The organism is Kitasatospora sp. NPDC051170, from assembly GCF_044455705.1.
GTDB lineage: Bacteria > Actinomycetota > Actinomycetes > Streptomycetales > Streptomycetaceae > Kitasatospora.
Genome location: NZ_JBITFA010000002.1, coordinates 428,282 through 442,877, shown reverse-complemented (window position 1 = coordinate 442,877; position 14,596 = coordinate 428,282). Strand labels below are relative to the sequence as shown.

10 protein-coding genes are annotated in these 14,596 nt (G+C 72.7%); 6 read left to right on the top strand and 4 right to left on the bottom strand.

Going from position 1 to position 14,596, the window contains the following annotated elements; translation table 11 throughout:
* The first annotated feature begins 133 nt into the window (after positions 1–133).
* The 3 genes from ACIBCA_RS05545 (at position 134) to ACIBCA_RS05535 (ending at position 6,228) form a co-directional block, all read left to right on the top strand.
* The gene (locus ACIBCA_RS05545; protein WP_396281515.1) at positions 134–3,094 is read left to right on the top strand and encodes a BTAD domain-containing putative transcriptional regulator; all 2,961 of its coding nucleotides are present in this window, start codon (positions 134–136) and stop codon (positions 3,092–3,094) included.
* Positions 3,095–3,514: 420 nt separating this feature from the next.
* Complete coding sequence (locus ACIBCA_RS05540; protein WP_396281514.1) at positions 3,515–4,270, top strand: methyltransferase domain-containing protein; 756 nt, start codon at positions 3,515–3,517, stop codon at positions 4,268–4,270.
* A 101-nt stretch (positions 4,271–4,371) separates the two neighbouring features.
* The gene (locus ACIBCA_RS05535; RefSeq protein ID WP_396281513.1) at positions 4,372–6,228 is read left to right on the top strand and encodes a SpoIIE family protein phosphatase; all 1,857 of its coding nucleotides are present in this window, start codon (positions 4,372–4,374) and stop codon (positions 6,226–6,228) included.
* A gap of 221 nt (positions 6,229–6,449) precedes the next feature.
* Here the strand turns inward: ACIBCA_RS05535 and ACIBCA_RS05530 are convergent, their stop codons facing one another.
* Positions 6,450–8,642 (bottom strand): MMPL family transporter, encoded by a 2,193-nt coding sequence (locus ACIBCA_RS05530; protein ID WP_396281512.1) that lies wholly within the window; start codon positions 8,640–8,642, stop codon positions 6,450–6,452.
* A gap of 174 nt (positions 8,643–8,816) precedes the next feature.
* On the opposite strand from ACIBCA_RS05530, the gene ACIBCA_RS05525 reads away from it, so the two are divergent.
* A complete protein-coding gene (locus ACIBCA_RS05525) occupies positions 8,817–9,458 on the top strand; it encodes a TetR/AcrR family transcriptional regulator (protein ID WP_396281511.1) in 642 nt (213 codons plus the stop codon).
* Here ACIBCA_RS05525 and ACIBCA_RS05520 read toward each other — a convergent pair.
* On the bottom strand, positions 9,451–10,401 hold the full coding sequence (locus tag ACIBCA_RS05520) for a LysR substrate-binding domain-containing protein (protein ID WP_396281510.1): 951 nt from the start codon (positions 10,399–10,401) through the stop codon (positions 9,451–9,453). The two genes, ACIBCA_RS05525 and ACIBCA_RS05520, sit on opposite strands and share 8 nt — an antisense overlap.
* A 191-nt stretch (positions 10,402–10,592) precedes the next feature.
* Here ACIBCA_RS05520 and ACIBCA_RS05515 point away from each other — a divergent pair, with 191 nt between their 5' ends.
* Together ACIBCA_RS05515 and ACIBCA_RS05510 are read left to right on the top strand one after the other, a co-directional pair.
* Complete coding sequence (locus ACIBCA_RS05515; protein ID WP_031076510.1) at positions 10,593–11,144, top strand: peroxiredoxin; 552 nt, start codon at positions 10,593–10,595, stop codon at positions 11,142–11,144.
* A gap of 3 nt (positions 11,145–11,147) precedes the next feature.
* Positions 11,148–11,690: an alkyl hydroperoxide reductase gene (locus tag ACIBCA_RS05510; RefSeq protein ID WP_396281509.1), complete on the top strand. Its 543-nt coding sequence runs from the start codon at positions 11,148–11,150 to the stop codon at positions 11,688–11,690.
* 89 nt (positions 11,691–11,779) lie between these two features.
* Here the strand turns inward: ACIBCA_RS05510 and ACIBCA_RS05505 are convergent, their stop codons facing one another.
* Positions 11,780–13,438 (bottom strand): AI-2E family transporter, encoded by a 1,659-nt coding sequence (locus ACIBCA_RS05505; protein WP_396281508.1) that lies wholly within the window; start codon positions 13,436–13,438, stop codon positions 11,780–11,782.
* Positions 13,439–13,853: 415 nt separating this feature from the next.
* Positions 13,854–14,594, bottom strand: a complete 741-nt coding sequence (locus ACIBCA_RS05500; RefSeq protein ID WP_396281507.1) for a transglycosylase SLT domain-containing protein — start codon at positions 14,592–14,594, stop codon at positions 13,854–13,856.
* Between the last annotated feature and the right edge of the window lie 2 nt (positions 14,595–14,596).

The following is a 14,596-nucleotide window of genomic DNA, read 5'->3' as shown; positions in this document are numbered from 1 at the left end:
TAAATGTCCGATAAACATCGCCCGGCTTGCGGTGCCGATCGATCAAGTCGGGCGCCCGCCTAGGCTGAGGCACCGCGGCGGGACCGCCGAACGCCCTCCGCATAATCGACACCACAGGCCATCGGGGGACTTCATGGAGTTTCGGGAGACGCCGCCGACGCCTGCGCTGCGCTTCCAAGTCCTGGGCCCGGTCCAAGCCTGGCTGGACGGCAAACCCCTCACCCTCGGCACCCCCCAACAACAGGCCGTTCTGGCCGCCCTTCTCCTGCACGCCGGCCGCCCGGTCACCACCCAGGACCTGGTCGACGGGCTCTGGGGCGACCGCCCGCCGACCCAGGCCGTGGCCGCGCTCCGCACGTACGTCTCCCGTCTGCGCGCCGTCATCGAGCCCAGCCGCGAGATGCGCAAGCCCGCCGAACTCCTGGTGTCCGTCGCGGACGGCTACGCCCTGCGCATCCCGGGCCCCGCCCTCGACCTGACGGTCTTCGAGCGGCTCACCGCCGAGGCCGCGGCCGCCCGCGCCTCGAGCGACCATCACGAGGCGCACCGGCTGCTGACCCAGGCACTGGACCTGTTCAGCGGCCCGCCGCTCATCGGCATCCCCGGCACCTACGCCGACGCCCAGCGACTGCGGCTCGCCGAACGCCGGGTGGCCGCCTCCGAGGAACTCTGCTCCGCCGCCCTGGACATCGGCCTGCACGCCGAGATCGTCGGCGAGCTCAACAACCTGACGGCCGAACACCCGCTCCGCGAGCGACTGCGCGAACTCCTGATGCTCGCGCTGTACCGCTGCGGGCGCCAGGCCGAGGCGCTCGGCGTCTACACCGACACCCGCAAGCTGCTCATCGAGGAGCTCGGGGTCGAACCGGGAACCGGCCTGTCCACGATGCACAACCGCATCCTGGCCGCTGACCCGGCGCTGACCCTGCCCTCCGTGCCCGCCTCGCCCCGCGCGGACGGTCCCACGGCTCCCCCGGCTCCGGCGCAACTCCCCGCCGACATATCAGACTTCAGCGGGCGCCCGAAGCTGGTGGACGATCTCTCGGACGTTCTGATGAGTGCCACCGGCCAGGCCGTGGTGGTGACCTCACTGGCCGGAATCGGCGGCGTCGGCAAGACCACACTCGCCGTACACGTCGCCCATCGGGTGCGGTCCATGTTCCCCGACGGCCAGCTCTACGTCGACCTGCGCGGAGCAGGTGCCTCGCCGGCCGACCCGGTGGTCGTCCTGGGCGACTTCCTGCACGCACTCGGCGTCACCGAGACCGCCGACTCGCTGGAGCAGCGCTCCGCCCTCTACCGCTCGCTGCTCGCCAGCCGACGCATGCTCATCCTGCTGGACAACGCTCGGGACGCCGAACAGATCCGGCCGCTCATTCCGGGTGTCTCCGGCTCCGCGGTGCTGGCCACCAGCCGGTCCCGGCTGGCGGGCATTCCCGGCGCCCAGCTCTTCGACGTCGAGGAGCTGACGCCGGACGAGGCGCTGTCGCTGTTCTCCGCCATCGTCGGCGAACAGCGGGTCGATGCCGAGCCGGAGGCCGCCATGACCGTCGTCACCGCCTGCGGTTTCCTGCCCCTGGCCGTCCGCATCGCCGCCGCGCGGCTGGCCAGTCGGCCCCGTTGGAGCGTCTCCGACCTGGCGAGACGGTTAGCCGATCAGCGGCGACGCCTGGACGAGCTCCAACTCGGTAACCTCGCGGTGGAGACCACCATCGGGCTCGGCTACGGACAGCTCTCCGCCCCCGAGGCGCGTGCCTTTCGACTCCTCGCCCTGATCGACTCCCCCGACATCCCGTTGTCGGCCGCCGCCGCGCTGCTCGGGACGGACGAGGACACCGCCGAGGACCTCGCCGAGGCACTGGTCGAGGCGAACATGCTGGAGTGCTTCACTCCCGGCCGCTACCGCTACCACGACCTGCTCCGCCTCTACGCCCAGCGGCGGAACGAGCGGACCGGCGACACCGCGGACCAGGAGGAGGCGGTCCGCCGGCTCTTCGACCAGCTGGTCCCGACCATGCGCAACGCCGCTCAGGCCATCGAACCGAACGGAACGCTTCCCGAGCTGCTGACCACGCCCGCCTCTCCGGGGATCGGCCTGCCGACCAGCGGCTCCGCGCAGGACTGGCTCCACGTCGAGGGCTCCCTGCTGCTCAGCGCGGTCGAGGTCGCCGCCCACGGTTCCGCCGGCCTGCAGCGGTCCGCCATCGACCTGCTGAACCTCATGTTCGGCATCGACCCGGACCCGACCCTCGGTCCCCGGGGATGCCGAGTCCTGGAGAAGATCAGCCGCGACGCGGAACAGCACGGGGACCCGGCCGTTCTCTCCCGGGCGTACTTCGCCCTCGGCACCCTCCAGTCCATCACCAGCGACTTCCCGGGCGCCGAGAAGTCGCTGCGCCGCAGCCTCGATTACCAGACACCCGAGGACCTGACCGTCCTGCACATGGCCACGACGAACACCCTGGGCATCATCCTGAGCATCGGGAACCGTCCGACCGAGGCCCTGCCGCTCCTCGAACGGGCCCTCGCCGTCAACCGGCAGATCGGCACCTCGCTCGGCGAGGCCCGGCTGATCGGCAACATCGGCCGGGTCCAGCACCGGCTCGGCATGACGGCGACGGCGATCAAGTCCGTCAGTGACGGGGTCGCCGCCGCGCGGGAGTCCAGGAACGGCCCGCTGCTCGCCCAGACCCTCTACCAGCTGGGCGTCGTCCTCTCCGGCGCCGAGGCGGTCCCGCACCTGCGGGAGGCGCATCAGCTGTACAAAACTCAGCGCAACCCCCTCTGGGAGGGCTACACCCTCGCCCGCCTCGCCTCCGCCCTGCTCGCCTCCGAGCAGTACGCGGACGCCGCCGAGGCCGCCGGCAACTCCCTGGCCATCGGTCAGGAGATGGACTCCGCCTACTGCCAGGGCCTGGCCAACGCCGCGCTCGGCGAGGCCCTGCTCGCCCTCGCCCAGCCGGCCCGTGGTCTCGCGTGCCTCTCGGAGGCCCACGCGATCTTCACGCGGCTCGGTGTGCCTGAGTCCTCGCCCGTGGCGGATCTCATCTCCCGGCAGCACACCGAGCCTCCTTCATCTCCCCCCGCGCCGTGAAGGTCTCCGTCCCCCGACGGAGCGCCTCCCCCGTTTCGCGTCACGGCGCTCCCGCAGCCCCCCGGCTGCGGGAGCGCCCTCAACGCTTCCCCGGCGCTGGGCTCTACTCTGCACCTCCGCGATTGACGTTCGATAAACGTCCTATTGTCAGCCTGCGGAACACGTAAAACCGCAGGTCAGAACCGCCACCCCGGCGCGCCACGCGGCGTGCGGGGCCGAGTGCACCACCCCGGCCACACCGATGTGCTTCCGCGAGACCGCGCACATCGGCCCAACCATGACGAGTTGGCCGGAAAGGGACCCCATCCCCCGGTGATCACGCTTATTCTCGGATGCCAAGTGCACACACGAGTGTCCGCCGGCAACACCCCGGCGGGGCCGGTGCGGGCGGAGGCCACGGGTGGAAGGGTGCCTCTCATCGTGACGACCGGACGGATATCAGACGCGTTCCCCGTGGGCGGGGGCGAGGAGGCCGACGAGCACCGCCGCCGGACGGCCCGGGCCCTGCAGGCCGCCGAGTTCGACTCGATCGGCACCGGGTACGGCGAGGCGTTCCCCGCCAAGAGCGGACAACTGGCCTGCGGGCGCCGCCTCCTGGAGGAGCTGGAGCCCGGGGCCCGGGTCCTGGACGTCGGCTGCGGCAGCGGGGACCCGACGGTCCGGCAGCTGACGGCCGGCGGGCTGCGGGTGACCGGTGTGGACCTCTCGGACGGAATGCTCTCGCTCGCCCGGGCCGCGCACCACCCCGGCCCGTACCCGCCCTCATTCCATCGGATCGACCTCTACGATCTGGCCACCGAGCGCGCCGCCCGCGCCTGGAACCTCCCCGGCCTCGGTCCGGCGGGCGTCGAGACGTTCTCCGCCGTCACCGCGTTCTTCTCATTGATCATGCTGCCGCAGAACGACATCCCCGCCGTCCTGGCCCGGCTCCGCACCCTGCTGAAACCCGGCGGCCTGCTGGCCCTCGGCACGGTGGAGACGGACTTGGATCACGTTCCGCTTCCGTTCCTTGGCAGAGAGCTGCGGATCAGTGGTTATCTGAGGGAGGATCTGGAGCGGGTTCTGGTTGCCGCGGGCTTCGCCGTCGAGGAGTGCTCGGGGCACCCGTACGCTCCGGCCAGTACCGCGCTGCGGCCGGAGGAACAGCTGTTCCTGTGCTGTCGACGCGTCGGCTGACCACGGCGAACCCGGCGAACCCGGTAAAAGGGCACCAGAAGAGGGCACCGAGAGCACCACTGAACGACCTATCGACCACACCGATTCCAGGACAGGCAGCCGTGCGCGACCAGCTCAAGACCGAGGCGGAGCAGCCGCCCGCCGTCCCGGGCCCGCGTCGTCGTCTCCCGGCCCCGGCGGCGCCCCGCGCCGAGGCGCCCCGACGCGCGGCGGCCCTGCCCGAGGTGGCGGACCGCATCGCCTACCTCGAGGCCGCCACCCGCCGGATCAACACCGCCCTCGACCTGGCCGCGACCCTGCGCAACATCGGCCGGGTGCTGGTGCCGACCCTCGCCGACGCCGCCGTGATCCACCTGCGCGACCCGCTGCCCAACGTCGAGCGCGAGCCCGGTTTCCCGGAGGAGCTGCGCATCCACCACAGCGCCGGCACCCGGATCGGCCGCCGCGGCCGGCGCAACAGCCCGGACGACCGCAACCGCCACCGGTACGGCTCCCGTTCCTCCGCCGACGACGGCCCCGCCACCCCGGTGACCCGCGGCGGCGCGCTCGCGCACGCCCTGCTGAGCCGCCGCCCCGCCGAGGCGGCCGTCCTCGGCAGCCCGGGAGCCGAGCGCACCGACGCCCTGCTGCGCGAGCTGTACGGCACCCGCGGCCCGGCCCGGCTGGCTCCCGGCACCTCCGTGATCGCCCTGCCGCTGCGTGGCCGCAAGGCCGTCCTGGGGCTGCTGGTGCTGATACGCCGGCCGCCCGAACGCACCGGCCGTCCGGCGTTCGACGCGGCCGACACCGCGACGGCCGCCCTGCTGGCGACCCAGGCCGGACTGGCCGTGGACACCGCGCTGCGGTACGCCCGCGAGTGGGAGATCGCCAACGAACTCCAGCGCAGCATGCTGCCGTTGCGCCTGCCGCAGCCGCACGGCGTCCGGCTCGCCCAGCGCTACCTGCCCGGTGAGCGCGGCGCGCAGGTCGGCGGCGACTGGTACGACGCCGTGCCGCTGCCCGGCAACCGCGTCGCCCTGATCGTCGGGGACGTGATGGGGCACTCCCTCACCTCGGCCGCCATCATGGGCCAACTGCGCACCAGCGCCCAGACGTTGGCCGCCCTCGACCTCCCGCCGCACGAGGTGCTCTACCACCTGGACGAGCAGGCGCAGCGGCTCGGCCGCGAGCAGCACCTGGCGACCTGCGTGTACGCGGTGTACGACCCGATCGCCAACCGGCTGGTCCTGGCCAACGCCGGGCACGTCCCGCCGGTGCTCGTCCGCCCGGACGGCACGGCCGAGTTGGTGGAGCTGGATTCGGGGGCGCCGATCGGCGTCGGCGGGGTGGACTTCAACTCGGTGGAGCTGGCCGCCCCGCCCGGCTCGGCGCTGCTGCTGTTCACGGACGGCCTGGTGGAGACCCGCAGCCGCCCGCTCAGCGACGGGCTGGAGCTGCTGCGCGCCCGGATCGAGAGCGCCCGCTGGCGCTCGCCCGAGCAGCTGTGCCAGGAGGCCCTGCGCATCCTGCCGCCGGGCGACCGGGGCGACGACATCGCGCTGCTGGGCGCCTGCTTCGACGGGATCCCGGCCGGGGACGTCGCCCACTGGTACCTGCAACCGCGCAACGAGACGCCGGGCCGGGCGCGGCGGCTTGCCGCGCACACGCTGCGCCGCTGGGGGCTGGAGGAGCTGACCGAGTCCACCGAGCTGATGGTCAGCGAGCTGGTGACCAACGCCGTCCAGCACGCGACGCGGCCCGTCACCCTGAGCCTGGTGCGCACCACCCGGCTTCGCTGCGAGGTCGGGGACGACAGCCCGCTGCTGCCGCGCCCGCGCCGCACCGGCCCGGAGGACGAGCGCGGGCGCGGCCTGCAGATAGTGGCCCGCTGCGCGGAGCGCTGGGGCGCGACCAGACTGGGCACGGGCAAGGTGGTCTGGTTCGAGCAGCGGCTGCCGGCGGAGAAGAGCCGGTCCTAGGCCCTCTCTTTCGGATGTTGTCGGATGAGCGGGCGGCGTTGGGGTGCGTGCATCGGCGGTGCCGAGGAGGGAGCCACTGCGGTGGGGGCACCTCCCGGCCGAAGGCTAGGGGACATTGGCGACTGACGAGAAGCCGTCGAGGTGCGTGCCCCGGCGGCGCCCGCCCGGCAAGATCCGAAAGAGAGGGCCCTAGAAGAGGGCTCCCCAGGGCCGGCGAAACGTCACACCCCGGCGGGTTCCTTCGCCACGGGCCGCTGCCGCGCCTCCAGTTCGGCGATCAGCTGCTCGCCCTCCATGTCGACGCGCGGCACGACCTTCTCCAGCCGCTCGGGGAACCACCAGGCCGCCTTGCCGAACAGCGCCATGGCGGCCGGCACCAGGGCCATCCGCACCACGAAGGCGTCCACCAGCACGCCGATCGCCAGGGCGAAGCCGATCGGCTGGACGATCGGGTCGTGGCCGAGGACGAAGGCGCCGAACACCGAGACCATGATCAGCGCGGCCGCCGTCACCACCCGGGCGCCGCCCCGCACGCCGCCGACGACCGCCTCGCGCGGGGTGGCGCCGTGGACGTACTGCTCCTTCATCCCGGAGACCAGGAACAGCTCGTAGTCCATGGCGAGCCCGAACAGCACGCCGATCAGCAGGATCGGCACGAAGCTGACCACCGGCCCGACCTTGGGCACGTCGATGATCCCGTCGAGCCAGCCCCACTGGTAGACGGCGACGACGGCGCCGAGCGAGGCGGTGATGCTGAGCAGGAAGCCGGCCACGGCCTTGAGCGGGACGAGCACCGAGCGGAAGGCGATGCCCAGCAGCAGCACCGCGATGCCGACGATGACCGCGAGGAACGGCGGCAGCGCCTGGCCGAGCTTGGTGGAGACGTCGATGTTGGCGGCCGTGGTGCCGGTGACGGCGATCTCGGCGCCGGTGGAGGCCTCGAGCGCGGCGCGCCGGTCGCGGATCTCGTTGACGAGCGCCTTGGTGTCGGCGTGGTCGGGGCCGGTCTGCGGGATGACGGTCACCAGGGCGGTGCCGGTGGCCCGGTCGACGGCGGGCGGCAGCAGCGTCTTCACGCCGGGCAGCCTCTGGAGCTCGGCCGCGACGCCCTGGACGGCCTGTTCGGGCTGCCCGTGGCCGTGGGTGTCCACGACGACGACCAGCGGGGCGTTGAAGCCGGGCCCGAAGCCGTCGCTGATCAGGTCGTACGCCTTGCGGGCGTCGGTGCTGGTGGCCTGGGATCCGGCGCCCGGCAGGCCGAGGTCGAGGCTGGCGGCGGGCACGGCGAGCGCGCCCAGCCCGGCGAGGCCCACCAGCAGGACGGGCAGCGGGCGGCGGACCACGAAGCGGGCCCAGCGCTCGCCCATGGTCACCTTGCCGTCGGCGGTCAGCGCCCGCTTCCAGACCGGCAGCCGGTCGAGGGAGCGCCCGGCGAAGCCGAGGACGGCGGGCAGCAGGGTGATCGCGATCAGGACGGCGACGACGACGGCCGCGGAGGAGGCCAGGCCCATGACGGTCAGGAAGGGGACGCCGGCGACGGCGAGCCCGGCGAGCGCCACGACCACGGTGAGCCCGGCGAAGACGACGGCGCTGCCGGCGGTCGCGGTGGCGCGGGCGGCGGCCTCCTCGGGCTCCAGGCCCTCGTGCAGGTGGCGGCGGTGCCGGAAGAGGATGAACAGCGCGTAGTCGATGCCGACGGCGAGGCCGACCATCAGGGCGAGCACCGGCGCGGTGGTGATGATCTCGAACGGGCCGGTGAGCGCGAGCAGGCCCGCCATCGCCACGGCGACGCCGATCAGCGCGGTCAGCAGCGGCAGCCCGGCGGCGACCAGGCTGCCCAGGGTGACCACCAGCACGACCCCCGCCACCAGCAGGCCGATCGACTCGCTGCCGCCCTCGACCTTGGCCATCTCCTGGTAGACGTCGCCGCCGTAGGCGACGTCCAGCCCGGCGGCCTTCGCCGGTTCGGCGGCGGCCTTGACGGCCTCGCGCTGCCGGTCGGTGACGTCGGCGAGCTTGTGGTCGAAGGAGACCAGGGCGATGACGACCCGGCCGTCGGGCGAGATCGCGCCGGTGGCGTACGGGTCGGGCACGGCGGCCACGCCCGGGACGGCGGCGATCCTGCCGACCGCCTCCTTGACGGCCTTGCCGGCCTCGGGGGCGGTGGCTCCTCCGGCGGCGGGGGCGGCGAAGACGACCCGGGCGGAGCCGTGGCCCTGCTCGGGGAAGGCGCCGGTGATCTTGTCCAGGGTGGCCTGGGCTTCGGTGCCGGGCACCTTGAACTCGGTACTGGGCTTGCCGGCGAAGGCCCCCGCGGCCCCGCCGACGGCGACGAGCACGGCGATCCAGACCGCCAGGACGGCCCGCCTCCGCCGGAAGCAGTAGCGGCCCAATCGGTACAGGTACGTGGCCATGGGTGACCTCTCGCGACTCGTTCCTCGGGCAGGCGGACGCCTGGCGCTGGTCTCGGTCAACCACCGTACGCCCAACTTTGTCAGGTGACAAAGTTGGGCGACCCAATCGTGAGACCCGATCGTGCGACAGGATCGCTCGACACAGTTGGCCGACCATGGCGATACCCTGGCGCCATGGCACACGTCCCCGCCTCCGAACGCCGCCCCCAGCTGGTCCAGGCCGCCATCGAGTTGATGACCCGCGTCGGGGTCACGGCCGCCAGCACTCGGGCCATCGCGGCCGAGCTCGGCGTGGCCCAGGCGACGGTGCACTACACCTTCGGCACCAAGAAGGACCTCTACCGGGCCGTCGTCGAGCAGGTCACCGCCGACTTCATGGGCTCGGTGCGCGCCGCCTCACCCGGCGACGGAACCTTCGGCGAACAGGTCCGCACCCTCGTCCACGCCATCTGGGAGGGCGCCACCGGCGCCGAGGGGCACTGCGTGCTGCTGAGCGAGTTCGGCGCGCTGGCGATGCGCGACCCGGACGTGAAGGAGATCATGGAAGGCTTCCAGCGCGAGATCGAGGGCACCGCCACCGAGATGCTCACCGCGCTGGCCGCCGCCCACGACCTGACCCTGGCGGTCCCGGCGAACCTGATCGCCGTCCACTTCCTCAGCGGCTTCGACGGCCTGACCGCCCGCCACCTCACGCTGCGCAGCCCCGACGACGAGCCCGACCCCGAGACCCTGCGCGGACTGGAACTGCTCGTCGCCACGACCGTCGGCCTCTGCCTGGGCGAGCCCGCCACCGGCTGGCCGCACCCCGTCAGCTGACGATCCGCACCGGCAGCTCCGCCAGCACCTCCCGCAGCGCCACCGCGAACCGTTCGTACTCGGCGCTGCGCGCCGACCCCGGCCGGGTGGCCAGCCCGATCCGCCGCCCCGGCGCCGGACCGGCGAAGCGCACGGCGGCCAGCCGGTCGGTGCGCCCGGCCTCGACGTCCAGCGCGGTGGCCGGGAGCAGCGTCACCCCGAGACCGCCGGCGACGAGCTGGACGAGCGTGGACAGCCCCGCCGCCCTGGTGGTGGAGCCCCCCGGGTCGGCGCCGACCTCGCGACAGATGTCCAGCGCCTGGTCACGCAGGCAGTGCCCCTCCTCGAGCAGCAGCACCTCCAGGTCGAGCAGCACGTCGCGCGGCACGTCGATCCGCCCGGCCAGCGGGTGCCCGGGCGGGGTGACCAGGACGAAGTCCTCGTCGAACAGCGGGATGTCCCGGGTGGGCGAGCTGCCGCCGGCCGGAAGCGCGAGCAGCAGCACGTCGAGCCGCCCGGAGGCGAGGCCCTCGAGCAGCGAGGGGGTGCGCTCCTCGTGGACGTGCAGCTCCAGCTCCGTGAAGCGGTCGCGGACCAGCCGCAGCACGGTGGGCAGCAGGTAGGGCGCCACCGTCGGGATGACGCCCAGGTGCAGCGGCCCGGTGAAGGGCCGGCGGGCGGCATCGACCTCCTCGGTGAGCGCCTGCAGCGAGGCCAGCACCCGGCGCGCGTGAGCGTGCACGCGCTCGCCCAGGGGAGTGACGATCACCTTGCGCGTCGTACGCTCGATGAGCTGCGCCCCGAGCGACTCCTCCAGGGCGGCGACGGCCCCCGAGAGCGCGGGCTGACTGGTCCCGGTGGCCGCGGCGGCCTCCCGGAAGTGCCGGTGCTCGGCGACGGCGACGAAGGCCCGCAGCTGGGCGACGGTGGGCGTGCGGGGGGAACGGACTGTGGCACTCGCCACAGTCGGGTCGTGTTTGGCGGCGGAGCCCCTGCGGGCGCGCGGGCGCGACGTGGACGGTTCGGTACTGATAATAATCTCCGATCAGACACATCCAGGGTAGCTATTTCCCTGATCAGTCCACGATGTGGAAATGTGGAACGCGTCCGGAATCCGGACAAATTTCCCTCAGTCTCACTTCAGGAGAAGCGAACGTGCTCACGATCGGTGACAAGTTCCCCGAGTTCGACCTCAAGGCTTGTGTCGACCTGGATGCCGCGAGCGCCTTCGCCGACATCAACCACAAGTCCTACGAGGGCAAGTGGAAGGTCGTCTTCTTCTGGCCGATGGACTTCACCTTCGTCTGCCCGACCGAGATCGCCGCGTTCGGCAAGCTGAACGACGAGTTCGCCGACCGCGACGCCCAGATCCTCGGCGTCTCCGGCGACTCCGAGTTCGTGCACCACGCCTGGCGCAAGGACCACAAGGACCTGCGCGACCTGCCCTTCCCGATGCTGGCCGACATCAAGCACGACCTGATGCGCGACTGCGGCGTCGAGAACGAGGACGGCACCGCCCAGCGCGCCGTGTTCATCGTCGACCCGAACAACGAGATCCAGTTCGTCATGGTGACCGCCGGCTCCGTCGGCCGTAACCCCAAGGAGGTCCTGCGGGTGCTGGACGCCCTGCAGACCGACGAGCTGTGCCCCTGCAACTGGAACAAGGGCGAGGACACCCTCGACGCCGAGTCCCTGCTGGCCGGCTGATCCATGGCCCTCGACGACCTGAAGGCCGCCCTCCCGGACTACGCCAAGGACCTCAAGCTCAACCTGGGCTCGGTCATCGGCAACTCCGACCTCCCCGCCCAGCAGCTGTGGGGCACCGTGCTCTCCTGCGCGATGGCCACCCGCAGCCCGGGCCTGCTCCGCGAGCTGGAGCCCGAGGCCAAGGCCAACCTCTCCCCGGAGGCGTACACCGCCGCCAAGGGCGCGGCCGCGATCATGGGGATGAACAACGTCTACTACCGGACGCTGCACCTGCTCTCCGACAAGGAGTACAGCACGATGCGGGCCGGTCTGCGGATGAACATCATCGGCACCCCGGGCGTCGAGAAGATCGACTTCGAGCTGTGGTGCTTCGCCGTCTCGGCCATCAACGGCTGCGGCCAGTGCCTCGACTCCCACGAGGCCGTGCTGCGCAAGGCCGGGGTCGACCGCGAGGTCGTCCAGGCCTCGGTCAAGATCGCCGCCGTGCTGCAGGCCGTGGCGAGCGTCCTCGACTCCGAGGCCGCGCTGGCCTCCGTCGAGGCCTGACGCACCCGCACCACCCCGCGGTCCACGCGCGAAGGGCCCCGTCCGGACACCACGTCCGGACGGGGCCCTTCGCCGTTCCGCGCCGACCGCTACTCCGTCGCGGGCTGCACCTGGGGGTGCGGGTGCGGCTCCGGATGCCTCTCGGGCTCCTGGCGCTTCCCTGACTCCTGGTGCCTCGCGGGCTCCGGGTGCCTCACGGGCTCCTGCTGCTCCGCGGGCGGCTGCGACTGCGCCTGCGGCTGCGGTTGCGGTTGCGGCTGCGGGGCCGCGGCGGTGCGTTCGGCGGCCTCCCGGGCGGCCTCCAGCGCGGTGAAGACGGCCTGCCCGGCCTCGTTGCGCCGCCGCAGGTGACCGATGACGGTGTTGGTCACCGCGATCAGCGGGACGGCGACCACCGCGCCCCCGATCCCGCCGACGATGCCGCCGGCCGCGACGCCCAGCACCACGCCCAGCGGGTGCACCCGCACGGCCCGTCCGAGGATCAGCGGCTGCAGGATGTGGCTCTCCACCTGCATCACCACGATCAGCACCACCAGCACCATCAGCGCCGTCCACGGCCCCTGGGTGACCAGCGCGATCAGCACCGCGACGGTGCCGGTGACCAGGGCACCGACCAGCGGCACGAAGGCGCCCAGGAAGATGATCACGGCCATCGGCATCGCCAGCGGCACGCCCAGCGCGTCCACGCCGACGCCGATGCAGACCGCGTCGATGAAGGCCACGCAGACCGTCCCGCGCACGTACGCGGTGAGCGTCGCCCACGCCTTCGGCCCGGCCCCGGCCATCGCGAAGCGGGACTGGCGGGGCAGGCAGCGCAGCGCCCAGTTCCAGATCTTCGCGCCGTCGTAGAGGAAGAAGAAGGTGGTGAAGAAGGTCATCATCAGCGCGGTCAGCACCTCGACGGCGATCTGCGCGCCGGTGATGGAGACCGAGGTGAGCTGATCGGTGTTGGTGGTGATCGCCCCGGTGATCTGGTTGGCGAAGTCGGTGATCTGCTGGTGGGTCAGGTGGAACGGCCCGTCGATCAGCCAGTCCCGCATCTGGTCGACACCGGTCTTCACCTTGGTGGTGACGGTGTCCACGTTGTCCGTCACCTGCCAGACGACGAACCAGCCGACCAGCCCGATCCCGGCCAGACCGCTCAGGAACACCCCGCCCGCCGCCAGCGCGCGCGGCACCCCGCGCCGACGCAGCCAGGAGACCGAGGGCTCCAGCAGTGCGGTGATCAGCAGCGAGGCCACCATCGACAGCGCGACCAGCCGCAGCATGTCGACGACGTAGAAGACCACGTAGAGCGCGGCGCCGAGCAGCAGCAGCCGCCAGGTCGACTCGGCGGCCACCCGCAGCCCCCAGGGCACCGCCTCGGCGGGGGTCGCCGGCCGGCCCGGGTGGTACTCGCGCCCGAGGGTGGCCTGCGCGGGCGGCGCGGTGGCCGCGGGCCGGGGCGCCGCCGGCACGGCGGGCAGCGGCGCGGGTACGGCCGGCGGGGGCTGCGGCACCGCGACGGCCCCGGAGTCCGAGGAGTCCGAGGAACCCGAGGAGCCCGCAGGGGCCGCGGGGACGGACGAGGCCGAGGGGGCCCGGTCGGTGTGCGGCTGCGCCGCCGGTCCGGCCGCGTCGGCGGCGGCGAGTTCGTGCGGTTCCGCCGCCATCGCGGCGCGCCGGCGCCGTTCGATCACGGCGGCCGCGCTCGCCACCACGGCCATGCCCTTGGCCACGGCCTTGAAAGCCTTTCCGCCCCGCGCCATCCTCGTGTCCACCGCTTCCCTGCCGCTCTCCCGCCCAGGGCGGGACGCCGTGGGTCCCGCCACGGCCGTCAGGGATGACGCTACCCGGCACGGGGGCGGCCGGTCCGCCCTCACAACACGTTCGACTCGATCCACTCATGCGAAAAAAGTGGACAAATATCCGTGTTCCACCCGTTTCGGACGGCAACCGCCGGGGAGAAGTCCGAACGGGGAGCCCTACCGGCAGCGGATCGAGAGCCAACCGCCGGCGGACCGGCCGCGCGGGGAGCACCAGGACCCCTCCCCGCGCGCCGCGTCCGCACCCCTCGGGAGCGGCGGCAGCCGGAACGGCGACGGCCCCCGGCCGGCCCGTCACGCGGACGGGTCGGCCGGGGGCCGTCGGAAAGAGCGGGGGCTCTTCGATGCCAGTAGTGGCTCAGTACCAGTTGTGGCTCTGCCAGAACGACCAGGCGCCGCAGGGGCTGCCGTAGCGGCTGTTCATGTAGCCGACGCCCCACTTGATCTGGGTGGCCGGGTTGGTGCGCCAGTCGGCACCGGCCGAGGCCATCTTGGAGCCGGGCAGCGCCTGGACCAGGCCGTAGGCGCCGGAGCCCTTGTTCGTCGCGGTGTAGTCCCAGCCGCTCTCGCGCTTCACGATGTTGCTGAAGCACTGGAACTGGGCGTCGTCGCCGACGATCTGGCGGGCGAGGTCCTGGACGGAGCCCGGGCTGACCGACACCGGCGTGCTGTCGGTGGTGGTCAGCGCGGAGCGGGCCTTGGACCGGTTGGCGGCCTCGGCCTTGCGGGCGTCGTCCGCGGCCTTGGCGTCGGCGTCGGCCTTCGCCTGGGCGGCGGCCTTGGCCTGGGCGTCCGCGGCGGCCTTCTGGCGCGCGGCCTCCTCGGCGGCCTTCTGCTCAGCGGCGGCCTTGGCGGCGGCATCGGCGGAAGCCTGCTGCGCGGTCGCCTGCTGACCGATGTTGTCGCTGATGGTCTGCGCCTGGGCGCCAGAGGGGACTTCGGCAAGCAGGGTCGCGCCCGCGACGTCGACCGTCTGCGTCGTCTTGCCCTCGCTGCCCGAGGCCATGCCCACGACGGCACCGACAGCGGTGACGGCGGTGGCGGAGGCCACAGCGACTCCCCGGACCGAGATCCGAGTCACATGGATTCCTTCCAGCATCG

Excerpts from the sequence above, each read along its gene's own strand:
- ACIBCA_RS05545 (WP_396281515.1), top strand. The coding sequence starts at position 134 with ATGGAGTTTCGGGAGACGCCGCCGACGCCTGCGCTGCGCTTCCAAGTC.
- ACIBCA_RS05530 (WP_396281512.1), bottom strand. The coding sequence starts at position 8,642 with ATGGCCACGTACCTGTACCGATTGGGCCGCTACTGCTTCCGGCGGAGG.
- ACIBCA_RS05525 (WP_396281511.1), top strand. The coding sequence starts at position 8,817 with ATGGCACACGTCCCCGCCTCCGAACGCCGCCCCCAGCTGGTCCAGGCC.
- ACIBCA_RS05510 (WP_396281509.1), top strand. The coding sequence starts at position 11,148 with ATGGCCCTCGACGACCTGAAGGCCGCCCTCCCGGACTACGCCAAGGAC.
- ACIBCA_RS05505 (WP_396281508.1), bottom strand. The coding sequence starts at position 13,438 with ATGGCGCGGGGCGGAAAGGCTTTCAAGGCCGTGGCCAAGGGCATGGCC.
- ACIBCA_RS05500 (WP_396281507.1), bottom strand. The coding sequence starts at position 14,594 with ATGCTGGAAGGAATCCATGTGACTCGGATCTCGGTCCGGGGAGTCGCT.